The organism is Blattabacterium sp. (Cryptocercus kyebangensis), assembly GCF_003226855.1.
GTDB lineage: Bacteria > Bacteroidota > Bacteroidia > Flavobacteriales > Blattabacteriaceae > Blattabacterium.
On record NZ_CP029820.1, the window covers coordinates 41,487 to 65,394 of the forward strand.

The window sequence follows — 23,908 nt, forward strand, 5'->3', positions numbered from 1 at the left end:
TATGTCCATAATTAAAATAGGAATAAATGGTCTTGGAAGGATAGGAAAATTGGTTTTAATATCTGCTTTAAATAAAACTGATATTGAAGTAGTATCCATCAATGATTTGGTATCCATAGAATATTTAGCTTATATATTAAAATATGATTCTGTTCATGGTCCTTTTAAAGGAGATATTCGTATAGAAAATGATAATTATTTGATTTTAAACGAAAATCGTATAAAAGTAACTAATGAAAAAAATCCTGAAAATTTAGAATGGGGAAATTTAGGAGTCAATTGTGTAGTTGAATCTACTGGTCTTTTTTTAACGAAAAGGTTAGCTGGAGTACATTTACAATCAGGAGCTAAAAAAGTAATATTATCGGCTCCTCCAAAAGAGGATGATATTCCTATGTATGTAATGGGGGTTAATCATGATACTATTAATCCAGATCAAGATATTGTATCTAATTCATCTTGTACTACTAACTGTTTAGCTCCAGTTGTTAAAGTATTGAATGATAATTTTGGAATATTGGAAGGATTGATGACTACGATACATGCTTCTACTGCAACTCAAAAAATAGTAGATTCTGTTTCCTCCAAAGATTGGAGAGCAGGGAGGTCTTCCTTAATTAATATGATTCCATCATCTACTGGTGCAGCAAATGCTGTTGGGAAAATTATACCTAGTTTAAATGGAAAGTTAACTGGAATGGCTTTTCGAGTTCCTATTTCAGATGTATCTGTATTAGATTTAACCGTTCGTTTAAAGATTCGTACTACTTATGACTGTATTAAATGTTGCATGAAAAAAGAATCTAAAACTACATTAAAAGGGATATTAGGATATACAGAGGAAGCGGTTGTTTCTACAGATTTTATAGGAGATAAAAGAACTTCTATTTTCGATGCTAGTTCAAGTATTATGTTAAATCCTACTTTTATAAAAATAGTTTCATGGTATGATAATGAAGTAGGTTATTCCACTAAACTAGTAGATCTTATTCATTATATTTTTTCTCGTTATTATGGAATATGATTTAAAAATAAAAACCTTTTATTATATTTATCCGTTTTAAAAACTAAATTTTTTATACCATTGCTGATCATTAGATATGGAGCTTTTATTTTTCTATTATATTTAGAAATTTGATCGAAAATTTTTTGTGTTAATAAAATATTAGGAGCTTTACATTCAATAAGTATATGTGGTTTTTTATTAAAATGAACTAAAATATCTAATCTTTTAGATAGTTTATTAATCTGAAAAGGATGTTCCACCCATATATTAGAATTTTTGTAATTTTTTATTTTTTTTAGTAAAAAAATTATATATTGGCGGATCATTTCCTCTTTGGTAAATGGATAAAATTTTTTTCTAATTACACAAAATATATAAGTTTTATTCTTTGTTTTTTTTAAATGTAAATGATTGAAAAAAAAATCAAAAAAATACATACAAACTAAAGATAAAAAAAATATTATTTATGTCAAAAAAAATAATGGATTGTGTAATTATTGGATCTGGCCCTGCTGGATATTCTGCTGCTATATATGCTGCTCGTGCAGATTTAAATCCTATCCTTTTTCTAGGATTTCAACCTGGTGGTCAATTAACATCCACTACGAATGTGGATAATTATCCTGGATTTCCAGTTGGAATTAGTGGAAATGAACTTATGAAAAATTGTAAGAAACAAGCAGAGCGTTTCAATACCCTTATTATTCATAAAACTATTACTGAAGTATATTTATCTAATAAAAAAGGAGGAGTTCATTGTATTAATATAGAAAATAAAGAAAATATAGAAAGCAAGGGAATCATCATCGCTACAGGATCCCATCCTAAATTTTTGGGAATAGATAAAGAAAAAAAATTTATGGGATTGGGAGTTTCTTTTTGCGCTACTTGTGATGGTTTTTTTCATAAAGGAAAAGATGTAGTAGTTATAGGAGGAGGTGATACGGCTTTAGAAGAAGCTAGCTATTTATCCAAAATTTGTAAAAATGTATATTTATTGGTTAGAAAAAGTTATTTAAAAGCATCTAAAGCTTTACAACATCATATTTTCAAAAAAAAAAATATAAATATTTTTTTTTGTTCTCAAATTATAGAAATTATTGGAGATAATTTCTTAGAAGGAATTAAAATAATGAATAATAAGGATAAAACTAGTAAAATCCTTTTTATTAGTGGTCTATTTATTGCCATAGGTCATTCTCCTAATACAGAACTATTTCAAAATAAACTTAATCTAGATAAAAATGGTTATATTATTGTAGAAAAAGGAAGTACTTGTACGAGTAAACCAGGTGTGTTTGCGGCAGGGGATGTTCAAGATCCTATATATCGTCAAGCTATTACTTCAGCTGGGACTGGATGTATGGCTGCTTTAGATTTGGAAAGGTATTTATATTTGTATTAATAATTTAAGTTTTTTCATTTTTTTATACATGAAAGAAAACTATCATTTTTTCCATTTTTTAATTTCTCATGCCAAAAATTATGGTTTTGTTTTTCCATCTAGTGAGATTTATGGAGGAGTAAATGCTATTTATGATTATGGACAATATGGAATAGAATTAAAAAATAATATTAAAGAATATTGGTGGAAATCTATGACTCAACTTCATGAAAATATAGTTGGGCTGGATACTTCTATACTTATGCATTCCGATATTTGGAAAGCTTCTGGACATATTGAAAAATTTAATGAGTTTTTAATTGACAATAAAGATTCTAAAAAAAGATATCGTCCTGAGGTATTAATTAGAGAATATTTGAATTTAATATATAATAAAAATAAAGGGAACTTAGTAAGTAATCCTAAAGAAAAAATATTATTTCGTATGTATCAATCCTTAAAAAAAAAGGATTTATTAGATATTCGTGCTTTAATTGATGAATTAAATATTTCTGATCCTGTATTATGTGGATCTCGTAATTGGACAAATATTCGTTTATTTAATATGATGTTTAAAATTGAAGAGGAAAAAGGAAATATATTATATCTTCGTCCGGAGACTGCTCAGGGAATATTTTCTAATTTTTTAAATGTAAAAAATTCTAGTAGAATGAAGATCCCTTTTGGAATTGCTCAAATAGGAAAATCATTTCGTAATGAAATTATTGCTAGAAAATTTATTTTTCGTATGCGTGAATTTGAACAAATGGAAATGCAATTTTTTATTCTTCCTGAAGAAGAAATGAAATGGTATGAATATTGGAAAAAAAATAGGTTAAAATGGCATTTGGAATTAAATTTAGGAAATAAAAAATATCAAATACGTGATCATGATCAACTTGCTCATTATGCTAGTTTTGGATCGGATATAGAATTTAATTTTCCTTTTGGATTTAAAGAAATAGAAGGAATACACTCCCGAAGAGATTTCGATTTAAAAAGACACGAAATTTTTTCAAAAAAAAAATTAAGAGTTTTTGGAAAAAAAAAGAATTTGGGAAATTATATTCCTTATGTAATAGAAACTTCATTAGGATTAGATCGTCTTTTTTTAGCTATATTTTCTAATTCTCTTAAAAAAGAAAAACTAGAAAATGGAAATCAACGTATTGTCCTAAAATTTCCACCTTATTTATCTCCGGTTAAAGCGGCTATATTTCCATTAGTTTTAAAAGATGGATTGCCTGAAATGGCAAAAAAAATATTTAATAATCTTAAAATGGATTATCAATTGGTTTATGATCAAAAAGAATCTATTGGAAAACTTTATAGAAGACAAGATTCTATTGGGACTCCTCTTTGTTTTACTATAGATTATGATACTGTAAAAACAAATACAGTAACTATGAGAGATAGAGATTCTATGAAACAAAAAAGAGTTCATATAAAAAATATTTCTAAAATTATAGAAGATGTAACTGGTATCCGAAGAATTTTGAGAAAATTATAAATATAATATTATAATTTATTAAGAAATTTCTCTAATTTTTGATCCTAATTTATTTTTTAGAAATTTTTCTATTTTTTTCATTAAATCATTAATAATAATATCGGTTAATGTTTCATCTTTACTTTCAAAAAAAAAACTTATAGTATAAGATTTTTTTGATTTTGGTAAATTTTTTCCTTCATATAAATCGTATATTTCTATTTTTTTAATTAAATCCTTTTCCATTTTTTTTATTAATTGATAAACTTTTTCAAATGGAATTTTTTTGTCAATTAATAATGATAAGTCTCTTTTGGAAGTAGGATATTTAGAATATGGAATAAAAATTATTTTTTTTTCTTTAACAATAGAAATGAAATATTCCCAATCAATTTCTGCATAGAATATTTCTATATTTTTAGATATATTTTTTTTAATTTTTCCTAATTCTACAAGATTTTTATTTTTATATCTAATGGATATATTTTCTTTAAAAATAGGATGAATAGAGGATGTTTGAGTATAATAGTAAATTCCTATTCTTTTAAAAACTTGTTCTATAATCCCTTTTAAATAAAAAAATCCATCATTTTTATTTTCTATAGTTTTTTTACTTTTTTTTTCTATTTCTGATACAGCAATACTAAGACATGTTTTTTCTAAAAATTGATGATTTTTTCTATAATAGATTTTTCCAAATTCAAAAAATTTTATATTGTTATTTCCTCTATTATAATTATATTTTATGCTATCTATTATTCCAAATAATAGAGTTGAACGCATTGAATTATAATATTTATTTATAGGATTAATAATATTAATTGATTCTCTATCAAAAAAAGAATTTAATAAAAAAGAATCTGAATTTTGATTTCTCATAGGAGTATTTATAATTTCTTGAAATCCATAATTGACCAACTGATTAAAAATAACTTTTTGTATTTCTTCTTTTGTTTTATAAAAAAAATTAGGAATTGAATATATTTTTATTTTACTGGATTTTTTTATTTGGTTTATTCCATAAATACGCAATATTTCTTCTATTAAATCTATTTCTCTTTGCACATCTATTCGATAAGGAGGGACAACTACTAATAAGGATTTTTCATCTTCTGAAAGAATGAAAATTTCAAGTAATGATAAAATTTTTTTTATTTTTTCTTTAGAGATATTTTTTCCAATAATATCCATAATTTTTTTATAACGAAGTTTTATTTTTAATGGAAAGATTGGATTTGGATAAAGATCCACTATATCCGAACTTATTTTACATTTTATAATTTCTTTTAGAAGAGAGGCCATCCTTTGTAATGCATATACTGTTTGAGTAGGATCTACTCCTTTTTCAAATAGAAATCTATCATCTGTTTTTATTATATGTTTTATTCCAATAGAACGAATATCAACAGGATTAAAATAGGCACTTCCTAAAAAAATATTTTTTGTTTTTATACTAATATTTGAATTATGACTACTTATAATTCCAGCTATAGATAAAGTATTTTTTGTATCAGATATAATTAAATCTTTTTCGTTTAATTCTCTTTTAATATTATCTTCAGATTTAAAATCAATCTTATTTTGTGCATTTTTAATAATAATTTTTTCTCCTTTTATCTGATCCATATCAAAAATATGTATAGGTTGACCTAATTCATGCATCACAAAATTTTTTATATCTATTACATTATTTATAGATTTTATTCCGATTGATTTTAATTGATCATTTAACCAATCTGGAGATGAATCTATTTTTATTTTAGAGAGTGCTACTCCAGAATATCTTCTGCATTTTTTTTCTTCTTCAATCAATATTTTAAAACAATATTTATTGATATCTTTTTTGTAATTATTTATTATAGGTTTTGATAAAACAGTTTTATATCCACGATAAGTTAGAATAGCATATAAATCACGAGCGATTCCATAATGACTCATAGCATCGGAACGATTAGGTGTAAGATCTATATCTAGAATAGAATCTTCTCTATTACTTCCTATAGTAATTTTTCTTACACTTTTTACCGATAACCCAATATCGGTTAATATGTTAGATATTTTTTTCGAACTAAGATTAACGGAAATGTATTTTTTAAGCCAATTATATGATATTCTCATATTATTACGGACATAATTAATATTAGGATTGATTCTTCTTTTTTTGTATTAGAATATGGTCTCATAATACCACTTTTATTTGAATTACAAAATTCAAAACTAATAAAATCTTCATTAAAAGAAGATAATGTTTCTATCAGGAACTGAGAATTAAAAGCCATTTTAATATATCCACCTTTAAATTCTTCATAAATAGATTTACATTGAATTTTTGAATAACTGGGAATGATAGGATCTTCCTCATAAATTTTTAATTTATTATTCTTTAAATGAAATCGAATAAGACTTATTTTTTTTTTAGAAAAAATAGAGATTCTTTTAATAGAATTTAGGAATAAAAGACGATTGACAATGAATAATATATCTTTATTTTTAGGAATAACAGAGTTAAAATCTGGATATTTTTCATCAATAAACTTACATAAAAAAATTTTATTTTTAAAGTGAAATTTAATTATATCAATTTTGTTATACTCAATGGTCACAATACTTTTTTCATTTTCTTCATTTAGAATATTTTGAAGAATCTTAAGAGATTTTTTATGGATAGTAAATTTAATAGAATAATTAAACCTAATATGATTTATGGTATATTTTACTAATTTATAAGTATCCGTAGCTACAAAAGTAGATCCATGTGGAGAAAAATGAAAAAAAACTCCATTCATAATAGGAGTTAAATATTCATTTCCGGTTGCAAATAAAGTTTTTTTTAAAATTTTCAAAAGTATTTTTGAATATAAAATAATTTTACTAGTTTTTTTTACTATCAATAAAGTATTTGGATCACTATTTATAGAGTTTATCATCTCATTAGAGATACTAGGAATAGGGTAATTCCCCTGTTTAGAATAAATATTAAGTATATTTTTTTCTTTTTTTATAAGAATAGGTTCTTCCGGAAAAGTATTTAAAAGATCTATCATCAATTTTGGATGAATAGCTATTTTTTCTTTTGAATTTTTTTTTACACATACTTGTATTTCTGTAGTAATAATGTTATTTTCTGAATCCGAAATCATAATGATCAACTTTTCTCCGAAAATTTCAAAAATAAAATATTCTGAATTATTTCTAGGATTTATAATTTTATGTAAAACACATAATTTTTGTAAAAGAGAAAAGCTAGAAACAAAAAAATGCATGTTATACTTTTTTTTTAAAACAGAATAGCGTGAGGGGGAATTGAACCCCCGACCTCTGGGTTATGAATCCAACGCTCTAACCATCTGAGCTATCACGCCTTATATTCTTATAATATAGAAAAAATCATAAATTTATAAAAGAAAAATTGCAAAAAAATTAAAGTTAATCTATTTTTTATTAATACATTTTTAATATTATGACTTTTGATTTAAGTAACTATAGAAAAATTTATCAAAAAAATAATTTGATCGAATCTGATGTTCCATCAGATCCTTTAAAATTATTTCATAATTGGTTTCAAGAAGAAAAAAATATTCATAAAGTATATAAAATAAATGAAGAGCCTAATGCTATGTCTATTTCAACTATAGGGAAAGATGGAGTTCCTGAAACTAGAATTGTTTTGTTAAAAATGTACTCTAAAGAAGGTTTTGTATTTTATACAAATTATTATAGCTTTAAAGGAAGATCTATTCAAAAAAATCCAAAAGCATGTATCTCTTTTTATTGGCCAAATACAGAAAGACAAATTCTTATTCAAGGAGATGTTCTAAAAATATCAAAAAATAAATCGGATGAATATTTTTATAAAAGACCCAAAGAAAATCAAATAGGATGTTGGGCTTCGAAACAAAGTGTCATTATTCCATCTAAAGAATATTTATTTATTCAGTATCAAAAATGGAATCATTTTTTTAAAATACATATGATAAAACGTCCTTTTTATTGGGGAGGATATATCGTAAAACCTTATAAAATGGAATTTTGGCAGGGAAGGCCAAAAAGACTTCATGATAGATTAATTTATAGTTTAGAAAAAAAAAGTAATAAATGGAAATTATATCGATTATCTCCATAAAATAATAAGAAGATAAAGTGATCCAACCACCTTATCTTCTGTTATGAAAAAAAAATTATAAATTCGTTAATTCTGCCCCTATTTTGAATTTAGCAACCTTTTTTCCTGGAATAAAAATTTTTTTTCCTGTTCTAGGATTAATTCCATTTCTTGGATTCCTGTTTATAACAGAAAAGGTTCCAAATCCAATCAAGGTAACTTTATCTCCTTTTTTTAGGGATTCAATTATGGTTTCAATAAATGCATCTGTAATGTTTTTCGCTTTTATTTTTGTAATCCCTGTTTTTTCAGCTATTGAATTCACCAATTCTGTTTTGTTCATTATACAATTAATTTAATTTTAATTAACTATAAAACAACATTTTTATAATTAACGATAGCAAATATAATGGATAAATATGGATGACCGAATAAAAAATTTATTTTTATCGAACAAAAAGGTTTTTTCTTATTTTTATTCCGTTAATTAAATTCTTTATATCCATTTTTTTTTTCCCCTCTATTTGTCCTTCAATAATAGAGATAAACCCTTCTTTTACAGAAATTTTCATTTCATATGACGAAAGAATTACAAATCCAATTGGAAAAGAATGTATTTCCCTTATTTTTTTAACAATGAAAATCTTAAACCTAACGAATATTTTTTCATTAAAAAATAAAAATGTCCATGCTGTAGGATAAGGACTAAGTCCTCGTATTTTATTATAAATAACTTCTATAGAATTTTCTTTCCAAAAAATTCTACAATCTATAGGAGATATTTTTGGAGCATATTTTAATGGTGAAGAAATAATATATTTTTGAATTTTTGGTTTTATTTTTTTTTGAAGAATACCTTCTAATGTTTTTATGATCATAGATCCACTAAATTTTTTTAATTTATTTTCAAGTTCTCCAGCTGTTTCTTCCTTTTCTATTTTTATTTCTTTTTGTAAAAGGATTTTTCCATAATCGACTTGATTATTGACAAAAAAAGTGGTTAATCCAGTTTTATTTTCTCCATTAATAATTGCCCAATTAATAGGAGCTGCTCCTCTATATTGTGGTAGAAAAGAGGCATGTAGATTTAAGGTTCCCATTTTTGGATTTCCCCAAACTTCTTTAGGTAAAATTCGAAATGAAACTATAATTTGTATATCTGCATTCCATATTTTTAAATTCTTTAAAAAAAAAGGATCTATAAGATTTTTTGGTTGTAGAATAGGAATATGATTTTCTAATGCATATTTTTTTACAGATGTATTTCTTTTATTTTTATTGAAAATAGAATCAGGATTTGTAATTATTCCTACAATATTATATTTTCTAATAGATAGTTCTTTTAAAGAAAAAAGAGAAAAAGGAGTAGAACCTATAAATACAATTCTAGGAAACTTTTTCATATATGAATAATATTAAACTATTTTATTTGTAATTTAAATTCACTAATTTTATCTTGTAATATTGTAATAGAAAATAGTTCATTGATTTTTGAAAATCAAACCTAAACAATGATTTATCAAATTTTCAAATATAATTCAAATAAATATCAATAGACAATAAAATATGTATTGGACTTTAGAATTAGCTTCTCATTTAGAAGATGCTCCTTGGCCCGCAACAAAGGATGAATTAATCGATTTTGCTATTCGAACTGGTGCTCCACTGGAAGTTGTGGAGAATCTTCAACAGTTAGAAAATGGAGAAGGAGAAATTTTTGAATCTATAGAAGATATATGGGCGGATTATCCACGTGATGATGAAGATTTTTATTGGAATAGAGATGAATATGAACTTTGAATGAAAATTACGAACTACGTTTAATCATTATACTTGATGAGTTTTTTTGGAAATATATTAAAAAAATTACTAGGAAATAAAAATGAAAAGGACCTTCAAGAGGTTAGAAAATTTTTAATTCATATTAAAGAAGAAGAGAAAAAAATGTCATCGTTATCTGATGATGAATTAAGAAATAAAACTCAAGAGTTTAAAGATACTATAAAATCCTCTACGAAAAAATTTTATGAAAAGGAAAAATTTTTTATAAAAAAAATACAAGAAAAGTCTTGTAATATATTTTCTTTGGAAGAAATACAATTAAATAAAGAAAAAATTAAGGAAGAATGTTATAAAGTAGAACAAAAAGTATTAATGAATCTTTTATCAAAAGCTTTTGCTGTTATTAAAGAAACAGCTAAACGTTTTAAAGAAAAAAAGCAACTTATAGTAAAATTAACGGTTTTTGATAAAGAATTATCAAAAATTAAACCTTACGTTTTATTAAAAAATAATATGGCTATTTGGAAAAATAGATGGGATGCATGTGGAAAATCTGTAGTTTGGGATATGGTTCACTATGATGTTCAATTAATGGGTGGAATAGTTCTTCATCAAGGAAAAATAGCCGAGATGGCTACTGGAGAAGGAAAAACTTTTGTAGCTACTTTATCCGCTTATTTAAATGCTCTTTCTGGAAGAGGAGTTCATATTGTAACAGTAAATAATTATTTATCTAAAAGAGATACCAATTGGATGGCTCCTTTAATGGAATTTCATGGATTAAGAGTAGAGTGTATTGATGATTATCCATCTTCTAATATTTATATGCGTAAGAAAGCTTATAAAGCGGATATTACTTATGGAACCAATAACGAATTTGGATTTGATTATTTACGTGATAATATGGTTTCATCTAAAGATGAATTGGTTCAAAGAGAATTAAATTACGCTATTATAGACGAGATTGATTCTGTTTTAATAGATGAAGCGCGTACTCCTTTAGTTATTTCAGGTCCAGTTCATTCACATAATGATAATAAAGAGGAATTTTATTTGTTAAAGAATAAAGTAGAAGATATTTTAAATAAGCAAAATGTAGAAGTTAAAAACTTTTTTTATGAATCTAAAAATTTAATTAAATCTGGAGATAAAAGATTAGGAGGATTTAAACTTTTTCAAGCATATCGAGGATTACCAAAGAAAAAATCCTTAATTAAATTTTTAAGTGAAGATAAGAATCGTCTAATTTTACAAAAAATAGAAAGTTATTATTTACAAGATAATGGAAGAGAGATGTATAAAGTAGATAAAGATCTTTATTTTGTAATAGATGAAAAAAACAATACTGTGGAATTAACGGATAAAGGAATTGAATTTTTGTCTAAAAATGTAGAAGATATAGGATTTTTTGTATTACCTGATATTAATTTAGAAATTACTGAATTAGAAAAAAAATCTTTTCCTAAAGAAAAAGAAATAAAAGAGAAAGAAAAACTTTTAAATAATTTTACGGTTAAATTACAACGTATACATACAATAAATCAACTTCTTAAGGCCTATACTTTATTTGAAAGAGATATAGATTATGTAGTACTAGAAGGAAAAGTCAAAATAGTAGACGAACAAACTGGTCGTATAATGGAAGGAAGACGTTATTCAGATGGGATTCATCAAGCTATTGAAGCAAAAGAACATGTAAAAATAGAATCTTCTAGTCAAACTTTTGCAACCATCACTTTACAAAACTATTTTAGAATGTATAAAAAGATATCTGGAATGACCGGAACAGCAGAAACAGAATCTGGAGAATTCTTTCACATTTATAAATTAGATGTTATAGTGATTCCTACACATAGGAAAGTAAAAAGAATGGATTTACAAGATCTTGTTTTTAAAACAAAACGTGAAAAATATAATGCTATTATAGAAAAAATTATTTATTTATCTAAATATGAGAAACGTCCGGTCCTTGTTGGAACAACTTCTGTTGAAGTATCTGAATTTCTTAGTAGAGCTTTAAAATTTAGAAAAATAGAACATAATGTTTTAAATGCAAAACTTCATGATAAAGAAGCAGAAATTATAGAAAAAGCGGGGCTACCTGGATCTGTAACTATAGCTACTAATATGGCTGGTAGAGGAACGGATATAAAAATTTCAAAAGAGGTGGTAAAATATGGAGGATTGTACGTTTTAGGAACTGAAAGACATGATTCTAGAAGAGTGGACAATCAGTTAAGGGGGCGTTCTGGACGTCAAGGCGATCCAGGATGTTCTCAATTTTATGTATCTCTGGAGGATAATTTAATTCGTTTATTTATAGATTCAGAAAGATTATCTAAATTAATGGATCGTTTTGGACATAAAGAAGGTGATATCATCCAACATCCTTTGTTGACGAAATCTATAGAAAGAGCACAAAAAAAAATAGAAGATAACAATTTTAGTATTCGAAAACGTTTGTTAGATTATGATGATGTTATTAATAAACAACGAGAGTTTATTTATAAAAAACGTAGAAATGCTTTGTGTGGAGAAGATCTTAGTTTAGATATTTCTAATATGGTATATGTTTTATTGGATATTATGATATTGTTGAATAAGTCTTTAAATGATTTTAAAAATTTGGAATATGAATTTTTTCAAATTTTTGGTATTGATTTTCCTATAGAAGAAAGTGAATTTTTTTTGTGTAAAGAACGAGATTGTATCAATAAAATACATGATTTGATTATAGATTTTTATGAGAAAAAAAAAGAAAGAATGATGGATCAAGAAATTTATCCTATTGTATCCAATATTTTTGAAAAAAATAGGACAGATTGTAAAATTAAAATAACATTTACAGATGGAGTTACTAATATTAGCTCTGCATATAACTTAAAAGAAAGTTATAAGAATCGTGGGATATCGTTATTATCTATATTTGAAAAAAAAACTATATTGTGTTTTCTAGATGAAAAGTGGAAAGAACATTTACGGGAAATGGATAATTTACGATATTCGGTACAAAATGCCGTTTTTGAACAAAAAGATCCTCTTATAGTTTATAAACAAAATGCTTTTAATTTATTTCAAGAAAGAGTTTATGAAATTAATAGAAAAATTATTTCTTTTTTTCTAAAATCTACTATAATGAAAAATAATATTTTATGTATTCCAAAAAATAATAGAATAATAGATCTTTTTTTTAATGAAAAAAATGGGAAAAAATTGGGGAGAAATAATAGAATTATTATCCGTCATTTAGTTACAGGAGAAACTAGAAATATAAAATTTAAACAGGCAGATTTTTTCTTGGAAAATGGAGAGTGGATCATAGAAGAGGATCCTTTTTAGAAACATCCTATTGTTTTAATTAGAAATAAAACGTATATTTTTTATCATAATTTTATTCTTGGTTTTTTGTTATTTTGGGATAAGTTTCTTTTCCATAAGAAAAAACTATGATAATATTGATGAAATTCCATATAATAAATTTGGGGTTGTTTTAGGGACTTCTAAATATTTACATGGAGGAGGTATAAATGCCTATTTTAAATATAGAATAGATGCCGCTTATTTTCTTTTTTTTCATAAAAAGATCCGTTATATTATCGTTAGTGGAGATAATAGAGAAAAAAATTATAATGAACCAAAAATGATGAAAAAAGAGTTAATGAAAAAAGGGATTCCAGATTATTTTATATATGAAGATTTTTTTGGAATTAGTACTATACATTCTGTATTAAGGGTTTATAAAATTTTTAATCAAAAAAAGTTTACCATTATTTCTCAAAAATTTCATAATGAAAGAGCTATTTTTATTGGAAATTGTTTAGGATTAGATGTCATAGGTTTTAACGCAAAAAATCTAACTTTTGATTTTAAAATACAGATTAGGGAAATTTTCGCTAGGATTAAAGCTATATGGGATATTTTTTTTTGTTGTTTAAAACAAATAAATCAAGATAAATAGGATAAATATTGTTTTAATATTTCTGCATTATTAGATTTTTGAGTATTTATTTCTAAAAGAAAAGGTCTATCCGATTTATTCCAAAAATAATACAAACTTTTTTTTAAAGAAAATTTATCGGATACTATTTCATATTTCCAATTATGCATTTCACAAATTTTTTTTGCAGTAAAAAAATGTTTTGTTTCAAAAAAATTGAAAATATTTTTAGAAATTTTTTTTTCTGAAAGGAATCTAAAAATATTACCTCCTCCATTGTTCATAAGTATAATACGGAAATTGTTCGGTGTATAATTATTCCATAAAGCATTACTATCATAAAAAAAACTTATATCTCCAATAATTAGAGTAACTATTTTTTTACTTTTTACAGCATAACCTATAGCAGTAGAAACACAACCATCTATTCCTGAAGTCCCTCTATTACAATAAGACTTTACAGAATATTTTTTTTTATCAAAAAGTTGATAATACCGTATTATAGTACTGTTTCCTAATTGTAAAATAGAATAGTTAGGAATGGATTTAAATATCCAAAATAAAACTTTAAGATCTGAAAAACTTTTTTCTTTTTTTAAAAAAAAGTTATTTTTTTTTCTCCTTTCTTTTCTCAACCTTTCCCATTTACATCTATAATCGGAAGATTGTAAAATATTTTCATGAAATATTTTGAAAAAAAATTCTGGATTTATTGACCAAAAAGTAGTTAAATTGTAATAGGTATCTGGATAATTTTTTATATTTTCCCCTATATGCCAATGATATAAAGGTGGATATTTTCTCAAAAAAAATTTTATCTTTTTGGATATAATATTTACACCAATGGTTAATAAAATATTTGGTTTTAAATTAATCCATTCTTTATTTTTTATACTAAAAAGAAGTTGATCTATACATGAAAAAAATAATTTTCCGTACAAATGAGATGTACTTTCGGTAAAAATGACTATAGAAGGATCCATACTTAATTCTTTTAAAATTTTTTTCAATTTTTTTTCTGGATTATATAATCCTAATAAAATCATTTTTTTTTTGGATTTTTTCCATATAAATTTTTCTTTTTTATAATATTTAGGTTTTTCAATATAATTTTTTACAGGTAAGGTTTTTATGATTTTAGGTTTTACTTGTAAAAAATCTGTAGTCTCATAAAGAGGTTCTGAAAAAGGAATATTAATATGTATAGGTCTTTTTTTTAAAATACATTTATTAATTGATTCATTGATCAATCTATCATTATACCATAATCCCAATTTAGATTCTTCTTCTGTTAATTGAATAGAGGATTCTACATGATTTTGAAAAATATTTTCTTGATAAATAGATTGTCCTTCAAGAATATCTATAATTTTTTTGGGTCTATCTGCAGTAATAAAAATAAGTGGAATATTTTGATAAAAGGCTTCTGTAACTGCAGGATAGTAATTTACTACGGAAGAACCAGAAGTACAACTAAGAACTACAGGCTTTTTTATTTTTTGCGCTATCCCTAAAGCAAAAAATCCAGCACAACGTTCGTCTACAATACTATAAGTCTTGAAGGAATCATGCTGTGTAAAATGGATTATTATTGGAGCATTCCTAGAACCTGGAGATATTATCATATGAAATATTGATTTTGATATCAATATTTCACCTAAACTTTGTACTATTTTTTTATTCGAATACATTTTAAAAAAAATTAAATCATTCCTCCATTAACATTAAATACAGATCCAGTAATATAATTAGATAAATCAGAAGCTAGAAATAAACTGCAGTTAGCTACATCTTGAGGGCTCCCAGGTCTGTTTAATGGAATTTTATTAATCCAATTTTCCTTTATTTTTGATTGAATATGCGAATTCATTTTCGTAGAAATATAGCCAGGAGCTATAACATTACAACGAATATTCTTTTTCCCTAGTTCTTTAGCTATTGATTTAGTAAATCCTATAATTCCTGCTTTAGATGCTGAATAATTAGATTGTCCAGAATTTCCGGTTATTCCTATAACAGAGCTCATATTAATGATACTTCCATTTTTTTGTTTTATCATAGGAAATATCACATATTTAGTTATATTGAAAATAGAATAAATATTAGTTCTAATAACTTGATCCCAATCTTTTTCCGACATTCTAAATAAGAAATTATCTTTTATAATTCCTGCATTGTTCACTAATATATCTATACATCCAAATTTTTCTACAACTTTTTTAACCAAATTTTTTGAAGAATTTAAATTTTTTAGATCAATTTCGTATGAAATAACAGAATCTCCCAATTCATAGGATAATTTTTGGGCATTTTTTTTTGAAGAAAAAAAGGTAAAAATAACCTTTGCCCCATTTTTTACAAATGTTTTTACAATAGATTTTCCAATATCTCCTGAACCACCTGTAACTATTGCTATTTTTCCATTTAAAAGTTTCATATATAGTTTTTATTTTTTTTACAAAATCTAATATTTTCTATTAATTGAAGAACGATGTTTAATTGTTTTTCAGGACTAATAAATGTATTATCTATTTCTATAGAATCTGTTGATTTTTTAAGTGGAGAAATTTTTCGATATAAATCCATCATATCTCTATAAAAAATATTTTTTTTTACTTCTTCATAAGAAATTTTTTTTCCTTTTTTTTTAAGATATTCAAATCTTCTATGAGAACGAACATCTATAGATCCCTTCATAAAAATTTTCAATTCCGATTTAGGAAAAATATTAGATCCTATATCTCTCCCATCCATAACAATTCCTTTTTTATTTCCAAAATTTCTTTGTATGACTGTTAATTTTTCTCGAATTTCTGGAATTCTAGCTATTAAACTAACTTTATTGGTTACTTTGATTGACCGTATTTCAGATTGAACATTTTCTTTATTTAGAAGGATCTCTGTTTTATTTAATTTATTATTCCATTGAAATTGAAAATTTATATTGTTCAAAAAAGGAAGAAAATTTTTGATATTCCATAAATCACTATGGAAAATTTTTTTTCTAATAGCTAATAATGTTATACTTCTATACATTGCTCCGGTATCTATATAGGTATATTTTAATTTATTAGAAAGATCTTTAGCTAAAGTACTTTTTCCAGAAGCTGAGTATCCATCTATAGCTATAATAATTTTTCGATTCATGATGGAGAAGAAATTAATTCGTATTTATATGATAATAATTTATAGTAGAGTTTAACGGATAAAAAATCTGTAGAAAAATCTTTTTCATTTGGTAAAAGTTCAACAATATCAAACCCTATAATTTGTTTACTTTCAAAAACCATTTTCAAAAATTTTAAAGTTTCGTACCAAAAAAAACCTCCTGGTTCTGGAGTCCCTGTAGAAGGAGCTATACTTGGATCAAAAACATCAACATCTATACTTATAAATACATTCTTAGATAATCTTTGAATCGCTTTTTTCATCCATAAATCATTTTTATATATTTCATGAAAATAAAAAACATTATCATTTTGGATATAACTTTTTTCTAGTATATCCATACTTCTAATTCCTATTTGTATAATCGGATATTTTTTTGAGGCTTCATACATAGAACAAGCGTGGTTATAAGGATCTCCATTGTATATAGGACGTAAATCTGTATGTGCATCCATATGAAGAATACTCATATCAGGATATTTTTCTCCAAATGCTCGAATGCTTCCTATCGATATGGAATGTACTCCTCCGATAAGAGTTACAAATTTTTTTTTTAAAAGATATTTTTTGGTAATATAGTATACTTTTTCTATCATTTTTTTGGAAGAAAATGAATAATTACTTATAGGATAAGAAATAAATATACCTCTTTTGTAGACCTCAGAATTAGTTTCTATATCATATAATTCCATATGTTCTGATGCAGATAAAAATGCTTTAGGACCTTTTTTAGATCCTTTTTTCCATGTCCCTGTATAATCATATGGAACAGGAATAAGGACAATTTTTGCTTTTTCAAGAGTAGCATATTTTTTAGGAATTCCAGCAAAAGTTTTTCTTTTCATAAAAAAAATATTATTTTCAATAACCTAATATTTTTAATATTTCTTCAGGACTTTGTGAATAGCGAAATATTTTATATACTAAGTTTTTTTTTTCATTATAATTGATTAAAATATGAATTGGTTGTGGAATTAGACAATGATGGACTCCCCCATATCCACTTATTGTATCTTGATATGCTCCCGTATTAAAAAATCCAATATAAAGCGGAATTTTTTCACGAAAACAGGGAAGATATATGGCATTCATATGTTGTTCTGAATTATAATAATCATCACTATCACAGGTTAACCCCCCTAAAAATACTCTTTCATAAGAATCATTCCAACGGTTAATTGCCATCATGATAAATCGACGACTTATAGCCCAAGTATCCGGAAGTGTAGTCATAAAAGAGCTATCTATCATATTCCATTTTTCCCTATCATTTTGTCTTTTTTGATTAAGTATTTTATAGATAATTCCCCCACTTTCTCCTACTGTATAGGCTCCAAATTCAGTATATATATGTGGTTCTGAAATATTCTCATCTTGACAAAATTTTTTTATTTGATAAACAATTTCATTGATCATGTATTCATAATCGTATTTAAATGACATAGATGTTTTAATAGGAAAACCTCCTCCTATATTTAGGATATCTAATTCAGGTGCAATTTTTTTTAATCTAGCGTAAATATGTAAACATTTAAAAAGTTCATTCCAGTAATAAGCGGTATCTTTTATTCCTGTATTGATGAAAAAATGCAACATTTTTAGTTCTACTTTTGAATTATTTTTTATTTTATTCAAGTAAAAAATAAGAATATCTTTATATCCTATTCCTAATCGAGAAGTATAAAATTCAAATTTTGGTTCTTCTTCAGAGGCTATTCGTATACCTAACTTAAATGGATAATGAATAAAAAAGCTCAGTTTTTCCAATTCATCGGAATTATCTAATATTGGAATAGTGTTATAGAAACCATTGTTTATTAATTCTGATATATTTTCTATATAATTATGAGTTTTGAATCCATTACAAATAACTTCAATGTTTTTATTTGTTTTTCCTTTTTGATAAAGATTCTTAATGATTTCTATATCATAAGCATATGAAGTTTCAATGCTAATATTATTTTTTAATACTTCTTCCAATATGAAAGAAAAATGAGAACTTTTTGTACAATAACAATAGGTATATTTGTTGTTATATCGATTAGAATGAATTGCTTTTTCAAACCATTTTTTTGCTTTTTGTATGTTATGAGAAATTTTTGGTAAATAGGTAAATTTTAATGGAGTTCCATATTTTTGAATTAGATCTATTAATGGAATTCCATGAAATTCTAAAAAATTATTTTTAATAGCAAATTCCTCTGTAGGAAAATCAAAAGTTTGATCTATAAGATCGGAATATCTAATTTTCATTGAATAAAATTAAGAGAGTAGAAAAATTTTTAATTTATTTTCTATTTTTCTATTTTTTTGTTATATACCATAAATTTTTTAAGAAAAATATCTATTTCTCCATCCATTACGGAATGAATATTTGTAGTTTCATAACCCGTTCGTAAATCTTTTACTAATTTATAAGGATGCATGATATAATTTCGTATTTGAGATCCCCATTCTATTTTTTTTTTTTCAGATTCTATTTTATTTTTTTTCTCATTTTTTTTTTGAATCTCTATTTCAAATAATCTAGATTTAAGAAGATGTAAAGCTCTTTGTCTATTTTGTATTTGTGAACGAGATTCTGTATTTTCAATAGTAATTCCAGTTGGAATATGACGTAATCTAACTCCTGTTTCTACTTTATTGACATTTTGTCCTCCTGATCCAGAAGATCGAAAAGTACTCCAATGAATATCAGATATTTTTATATCAATTTTGATATTTTTATCTACTGAAGGATATACATAAACAGAAGAAAAAGAAGTATGACGTTTTGAATTATTATCAAATGGAGATATACGGATTAATCTGTGTACACCATTTTCTCCTTTTAAATATCCAAAAGCATATATCCCTTTGAATTCTAAAATAATGGATTTTATACCCGTAATATCTCCAGGAATGAGATGAATATTTTTAACAAAGTATTTCTTTTTTTCCCCCCACATTATATACATTCTCATTAACATTGAACTCCAATCACAGCTTTCAGTTCCTCCTGCTCCAGAAGAAATTTGTAATATAGCATTAAAACTGTCTTCTTCTTCCGAAAGAAAGTTTTTTAATTCTAAATCTGATAGTAATTTTTTGGTTTTATGTAATTGAATTTGAAGTTCTTTTTCAAGATTTTCTTCTTTAGAGAGAGAAAAAATAATTTCTAATTCTTCTAGAGAATTTTTTAATTCAACAAAATCTTTTATGCATGTTTTCATAGCATGCAAACGTTTTATAAAATTTTTGGATTCTTTATAATTATTCCAAAAATTAGGTTTTAAAATTTTTTTTTGTTCTTTATCAAGATATTCATTTATTTTATCGAGGTTAAGAACCTTATGAATCCTATTAATTCTTTCTGAAATGGATTGTATTTCTTCCTTTGTGATCATGATACGAAAATAAATTAATTTAAGGTATAGAATCCAAAAATTATGTAAAAAGTAAATACAAAAATATTTCTATAAAAATTGAAAAATAAAATAAATAACAATATATATTATCTTAGAATTTTTCAATTGTAATTGTATTAAAATTTTGAAATAAAAAATTAATTTCTATAATTATGAACTTCAATAAATTTACTATAAAATCTCAAGAAATAATACAAAATTCGCAACATATTGCTTTAAAAAAGAATCAACCTACTATTGAAAATGCACATATTCTAAAAAAATTGAATATAAATCATCAATCAATAATGATAAAGTTAGATAGTATTATATCTTCTTATCCTAAAATAAAATATTGATTTGGATTCCTATTACTAAAAATTTAAGTAGTAATGTTATACAAATGTTTAAAATAGAAGAATCCTATGCAAAGATTTTGATAAATAAATTTATTTATAGAGAACATATTTTATATGAAATTTTTACAAAATCGTATATAATTTCTCAATTATTCATAAATAAAGGATTTACATAAAAAAATATTCAAAAAATTATTGAAGATATGAGAAAAAAAAGTAGTAATGTAGTTTCTAAAACAGAAGAAAATACTTATAATTCTTTGGATAAATATGCAAAAAATCTTAATGAATGGGCAAATAAAGGAAAATTAGATCCTGTTATTGGACGTGATGAAGAAATACGTAGAGTTTTACAAATATTATCTAGAAGAACAAAAAATAATCCTATTTTAATTGGAGAACCAGGAGTTGGAAAAACGGCGATAGCTGAAGGATTAGCACATCGTATTATTAACGGAGATGTTCCAGATCATTTAAAAAATAAACAAGTTTTTTCTTTAGATATGGCTTCTATCATTGCAGGAGCTAAATATAAAGGGGAATTTGAAGAACGTCTAAAATCTGTTATCAAAGAAGTAATATCTTCAAATGGAGAGATTATTTTATTTATTGATGAAATTCATACATTGGTAAATTCAGGTGGTGGAGAAGGATCTATGGATGCTGCAAATATTTTAAAACCGGCATTAGCAAGAGGGGAACTACGTGCTATAGGAGCCACTACTTTGAATGAATATCAAAAATATTTTAAAATAGATAAAGCTCTAGAAAGAAGATTTCAACAGGTATATATTGAGGAACCCTCTATAACAGATTCTATATCTATTTTACGTGGTATTAAAGAAAAGTATGAAAGCTATCATAAAGTAAGAATTCAAGATAAATCTATTATCTCTGCAGTAGAATTATCTCAACGTTATATTAACGAACGTTTTTTACCAGATAAAGCTATTGATCTTATTGATGAAGCAGCTTCAAAAATAAGGATGGAAATAAATTCTAAACCAGAAAAATTAGATGTTTTACATAGAAAAATAATGCAAATGGAGATTCAAATAGAGGCTATAAAAAGAGAAAAGGATGAAAAACAATTAATTTTTTTAAAAAAAGAATTAGATAAATTGAATGAAGAAAAAAGAAAATTTCAAGCTCAATGGCAAAGTGAAAAAGATTTGGTAGAAGGAATACAAAAATCTAAAGATAAAATAGAAAATTTTAGATTTGATTCGGAACAAGCAGAAAGATCAGGAAATTATGGAAAAGTAGCTGAATTGAGATATGGAAAAATAAAAGAAGAAGAAAATAAGGTAAAATTATTCGAAATAGAATTAAAGAAAAAAGAGGATAAAGGGGTAAAAATAATTCAGGAAGAAGTATCTAAAGAAGATATAGCTCAGGTTGTTTCTAAATGGACCGGAATTCCAATTAAAAAGATGTTACAAAGTGAAAAAGAAAAGTTATTGTTTTTGGAAAAAGAATTACATCAAAGAGTAATAGGGCAAAATGAAGCTATTAAATCTATTGCAGATGCTATACGTCGTTCTAGAGCTGGACTTCAAGATGAAAAAAAACCTATAGGATCTTTTCTCTTTATGGGTAGTACAGGCATTGGAAAAACGGAACTTGCTAAAACGTTGACTGAATATCTTTTTGATAATGAGAAAAATATGGTACGTATCGATATGAGTGAATATCAAGAACGTCATTCTGTAAGTAGACTTATTGGAGCTCCTCCTGGATATATCGGTTATGATGAAAGTGGACAATTAACAGAATCTATACGTAGAAGACCTTATTCGGTCATTTTATTAGATGAAATAGAAAAAGCCCATTCTGATGTATTTAATATACTTTTACAAGTATTAGATGATGGAAGATTAACAGATAATAAAGGTAGAATTGTTAATTTTACAAATACCATTATTATCATGACTTCTAATATAGGATCGGATATTATTCAGGAAAATTTAGATCAAGAAATATCTATTAATAAAATGGAAACGATCAAAAATTCTTTAATAGATTTATTAAAGAATATTGTTAGACCAGAATTCATTAATCGTATTGATGAAATAATTTTATTTAAACCTCTTTCTAGAAAAGAAATTAAAGATATTGTAAAATTACAAATGAAAAAATTAGGAAAATTATTATCGAATAAAAATATTTTTATAGAAGTGACCAATGAAGCAATAACATATTTTTCTGAAAAAGGTTATGATCCCTATTTTGGTGCTAGACCATTAAAGAGACTAATTCAACATGATATTCTAAATAATCTTTCCAAAGAAATACTTAAAGGAAAAATCCATGATAATGATAGAATTTTAGTAGATTTTTTTAAAGAAAAGGGAATTGTATTTAGAAAATTAAAATATGAACAATAAAGTGATTAATCATAAACATAAATCTGGTTTTGTTAATATTATAGGATTTCCAAATGTAGGAAAATCAACATTAATGAATTCTCTTGTAGGTGAAAATATATCTATAATCACCAATAAACCACAAACGACTCGTCATAGAATATTGGGAATAATAGATCAATATAACTACCAAATTATTTTTTCGGATACTCCTGGAATTATGATAAAACCGATTTATTCTATGCAAAAAATCATGATGAAATATGTAAAAAGATCTTTAGAAGACGCTGATATTATTTTATTTACCACAGAAATAGGAAAATTTCATTTATTTAATAAATATTTCTCCTTTTTGAATTCTCTTAAAGAAAAAAAGATTCCTATTCTTATATTAATCAATAAAATTGATAAAATTGGAGTGGAATATAGTGAAACTATGTTGTATGATACGATCAATTATTGGAATAATTTTTTTCCTGATTCAGAAATATTACCAATATCTGCATTAAAAAACATAAATCAAGATTTATTAATGAATAAAATTTTAGATTTGTTATCTAAAGGCCCCCCTTATTATCCTAAAGGATTTTTAAGTGATAGATCCGAACGATTTTTTGTAAATGAAATAATTAGAGAAAAAATATTATTAATGTATAAAAAGGAAATTCCTTATTCTGTGGAGATTTTTACGGAAAAATTTCGGGATGGAAAGAATAGCATACATATATGTTCTTCTATATATGTAGAGCGTGATTCACAAAAAGGGATTTTGATTGGTAAAAAAGGAGATTCTATAAATAGATTAGGATTTTTTTCTATAAAAGGAATAGAGAGTTTTTTTAAAAAAAAAGTATGGTTAAGATTAAATGTAAAAATATGCAAAAATTGGCGTTCAAATTATAAAAAACTCCAAAATTTTGGATATTAGA

General features: G+C 24.8%; 19 protein-coding genes, 1 tRNA gene and 1 pseudogene. 9 read left to right on the forward strand and 12 right to left on the reverse strand.

From position 1 onward, the window contains the following. The first annotated feature begins 1 nt into the window (after nt 1). On the forward strand, nt 2-1,024 hold the full coding sequence (gap, locus tag DM815_RS00215) for a type I glyceraldehyde-3-phosphate dehydrogenase (RefSeq protein ID WP_110508434.1): 1,023 nt from the start codon (nt 2-4) through the stop codon (nt 1,022-1,024). Here gap and DM815_RS00220 read toward each other — a convergent pair. Next, nucleotides 1,012-1,443 (reverse strand): type I restriction enzyme HsdR N-terminal domain-containing protein, encoded by a 432-nt coding sequence (locus DM815_RS00220; protein WP_110508436.1) that lies wholly within the window; start codon nt 1,441-1,443, stop codon nt 1,012-1,014. The two genes, gap and DM815_RS00220, sit on opposite strands and share 13 nt — an antisense overlap. 29 nt (nt 1,444-1,472) lie before the next feature. On the opposite strand from DM815_RS00220, the gene trxB reads away from it, so the two are divergent. After that, nucleotides 1,473-2,411 carry a thioredoxin-disulfide reductase gene (trxB, locus tag DM815_RS00225; RefSeq protein ID WP_110508438.1) on the forward strand — a complete coding sequence of 313 codons (939 nt, stop codon included), beginning with the start codon at nt 1,473-1,475 and terminating at the stop codon, nt 2,409-2,411. 28 nt (nt 2,412-2,439) lie between these two features. Beyond that, nucleotides 2,440-3,900, forward strand: a complete 1,461-nt coding sequence (locus tag DM815_RS00230) for a glycine--tRNA ligase (protein ID WP_110508440.1) — start codon at nt 2,440-2,442, stop codon at nt 3,898-3,900. Between the two features lie 18 nt (nt 3,901-3,918). Here DM815_RS00230 and pheT read toward each other — a convergent pair whose 3' ends face one another. The 3 genes from pheT to DM815_RS00245 form a co-directional block, all read right to left on the reverse strand. Continuing rightward, on the reverse strand, nt 3,919-5,997 hold the full coding sequence (gene pheT, locus DM815_RS00235) for a phenylalanine--tRNA ligase subunit beta (RefSeq protein ID WP_110508442.1): 2,079 nt from the start codon (nt 5,995-5,997) through the stop codon (nt 3,919-3,921). Beyond that, a complete protein-coding gene (gene dnaN / locus DM815_RS00240) occupies nt 5,994-7,142 on the reverse strand; it encodes a DNA polymerase III subunit beta (protein WP_110508444.1) in 1,149 nt (382 codons plus the stop codon). The genes pheT and dnaN overlap by 4 nt, the downstream gene beginning before the upstream one ends. Before the next feature lie 25 nt (nt 7,143-7,167). Further along, nucleotides 7,168-7,241: transfer RNA gene (locus tag DM815_RS00245), tRNA-Met, on the reverse strand. A gap of 98 nt (nt 7,242-7,339) precedes the next feature. Between DM815_RS00245 and pdxH the strand changes: the two genes are divergently transcribed. Then, nucleotides 7,340-8,002 (forward strand): pyridoxamine 5'-phosphate oxidase, encoded by a 663-nt coding sequence (pdxH, locus tag DM815_RS00250; RefSeq protein WP_110508446.1) that lies wholly within the window; start codon nt 7,340-7,342, stop codon nt 8,000-8,002. A gap of 55 nt (nt 8,003-8,057) precedes the next feature. Here pdxH and DM815_RS00255 read toward each other — a convergent pair whose 3' ends face one another. Together DM815_RS00255 and fmt are read right to left on the reverse strand one after the other, a co-directional pair. Beyond that, a complete protein-coding gene (locus DM815_RS00255; RefSeq protein WP_110508448.1) occupies nt 8,058-8,324 on the reverse strand; it encodes an HU family DNA-binding protein in 267 nt (88 codons plus the stop codon). Between the two features lie 103 nt (nt 8,325-8,427). After that, on the reverse strand, nt 8,428-9,384 hold the full coding sequence (fmt, locus tag DM815_RS00260; RefSeq protein ID WP_110508450.1) for a methionyl-tRNA formyltransferase: 957 nt from the start codon (nt 9,382-9,384) through the stop codon (nt 8,428-8,430). A 163-nt stretch (nt 9,385-9,547) separates the two neighbouring features. Between fmt and DM815_RS00265 the strand changes: the two genes are divergently transcribed. Genes DM815_RS00265 through DM815_RS00275 form a run of 3 tightly spaced genes read left to right on the forward strand, consistent with a single transcriptional unit; the run spans nt 9,548 to nt 13,721 of the window. After that, on the forward strand, nt 9,548-9,781 hold the full coding sequence (locus tag DM815_RS00265) for a DUF2795 domain-containing protein (RefSeq protein ID WP_110508452.1): 234 nt from the start codon (nt 9,548-9,550) through the stop codon (nt 9,779-9,781). A gap of 36 nt (nt 9,782-9,817) precedes the next feature. Further along, the gene (gene secA / locus DM815_RS00270) at nt 9,818-13,102 is read left to right on the forward strand and encodes a preprotein translocase subunit SecA (RefSeq protein WP_110508454.1); all 3,285 of its coding nucleotides are present in this window, start codon (nt 9,818-9,820) and stop codon (nt 13,100-13,102) included. A gap of 58 nt (nt 13,103-13,160) precedes the next feature. After that, a complete protein-coding gene (locus tag DM815_RS00275; protein WP_235610011.1) occupies nt 13,161-13,721 on the forward strand; it encodes a vancomycin high temperature exclusion protein in 561 nt (186 codons plus the stop codon). Here the strand turns inward: DM815_RS00275 and menD are convergent. The 6 genes from menD to prfB are packed head-to-tail and all read right to left on the reverse strand — an operon-like array spanning nt 13,709 to nt 20,254. Beyond that, entirely contained in the window at nt 13,709-15,391 is a 1,683-nt protein-coding gene (menD, locus tag DM815_RS00280) for a 2-succinyl-5-enolpyruvyl-6-hydroxy-3-cyclohexene-1-carboxylic-acid synthase (protein WP_110508456.1), read from the reverse strand. The genes DM815_RS00275 and menD overlap by 13 nt on opposite strands. An 11-nt stretch (nt 15,392-15,402) precedes the next feature. Continuing rightward, entirely contained in the window at nt 15,403-16,137 is a 735-nt protein-coding gene (gene fabG / locus DM815_RS00285) for a 3-oxoacyl-[acyl-carrier-protein] reductase (RefSeq protein WP_110508458.1), read from the reverse strand. Then, nucleotides 16,134-16,847 carry a (d)CMP kinase gene (cmk, locus tag DM815_RS00290; protein ID WP_110508460.1) on the reverse strand — a complete coding sequence of 238 codons (714 nt, stop codon included), beginning with the start codon at nt 16,845-16,847 and terminating at the stop codon, nt 16,134-16,136. The genes fabG and cmk overlap by 4 nt, the downstream gene beginning before the upstream one ends. Continuing rightward, nucleotides 16,844-17,713, reverse strand: coding sequence for an agmatinase (gene speB / locus DM815_RS00295; protein WP_110508462.1), 870 nt, complete (start codon nt 17,711-17,713; stop codon nt 16,844-16,846). Before speB ends, cmk begins: the two co-directional genes overlap by 4 nt. 16 nt (nt 17,714-17,729) lie before the next feature. Continuing rightward, on the reverse strand, nt 17,730-19,121 hold the full coding sequence (locus DM815_RS00300) for an arginine decarboxylase (protein WP_110508464.1): 1,392 nt from the start codon (nt 19,119-19,121) through the stop codon (nt 17,730-17,732). Nucleotides 19,122-19,162: 41 nt separating this feature from the next. Further along, nucleotides 19,163-20,254 carry a peptide chain release factor 2 gene (prfB, locus tag DM815_RS00305; RefSeq protein ID WP_110508466.1) on the reverse strand — a complete coding sequence of 364 codons (1,092 nt, stop codon included), beginning with the start codon at nt 20,252-20,254 and terminating at the stop codon, nt 19,163-19,165. Between the two features lie 173 nt (nt 20,255-20,427). Here prfB and DM815_RS00310 point away from each other — a divergent pair. Next, nucleotides 20,428-23,000: pseudogene (locus DM815_RS00310) on the forward strand (ATP-dependent Clp protease ATP-binding subunit). Further along, nucleotides 22,990-23,907, forward strand: coding sequence for a GTPase Era (era, locus tag DM815_RS00315; RefSeq protein ID WP_110508468.1), 918 nt, complete (start codon nt 22,990-22,992; stop codon nt 23,905-23,907). The pseudogene DM815_RS00310 and the gene era overlap by 11 nt, the downstream one beginning before the upstream one ends. Nucleotide 23,908: the final 1 nt, after the last annotated feature.